Raw genomic sequence first — 409 nt, 5'->3', positions numbered from 1 at the left:
TTCCTGGTGGCACCACTTTTTAAGAAGGCAAAACGATGTAAATCCCTGAATTTCAAAGAAGTTCGGGGATTTTTCTTTTCCAAGAATAGGCAAAATTAGTGGGATTGAAGCAAACCATACGTCCTTATTCAAGGGACTGTTTTTAAAAGCCCGGAATGTTCCACTGCGAAGTATTTACTTCATTCTTTTACAGCACGTTGCACTGTTTTACATAACAGGGTTCTCGGTTCGATTTCCTAACTTTGTATCATTAAAAATTGAGCCGTATGGAAAGAAAAAGATTCAGCGTGTTGTTCTTCATCAAGCGTAGCAAACTGTTAAAAAACGGGGAAGCACCCGTGCGTGTGCGTGTCACTTATGACCGCCTATACGTGGAACTTCAACTAAAGCGGAGCGTAAAAGTCCCACT

Annotated in this window: 1 pseudogene; it reads left to right on the top strand. The window is 41.1% G+C overall.

Annotated elements, in window-relative coordinates:
• Window positions 1-266 precede the first annotated feature (266 nt).
• A pseudogene (locus DWY79_RS21855) lies at window positions 267-409 on the top strand (Arm DNA-binding domain-containing protein); the annotation flags it as partial.

The sequence above is a fragment of the Parabacteroides sp. AF27-14 genome (assembly GCF_003635425.1).
In the GTDB taxonomy this organism is placed as follows: domain Bacteria; phylum Bacteroidota; class Bacteroidia; order Bacteroidales; family Tannerellaceae; genus Parabacteroides; species Parabacteroides distasonis.
The sequence above is the reverse complement of the archived record's forward strand: the minus strand, read 5'-3'. Positions and strand labels throughout refer to the sequence as shown.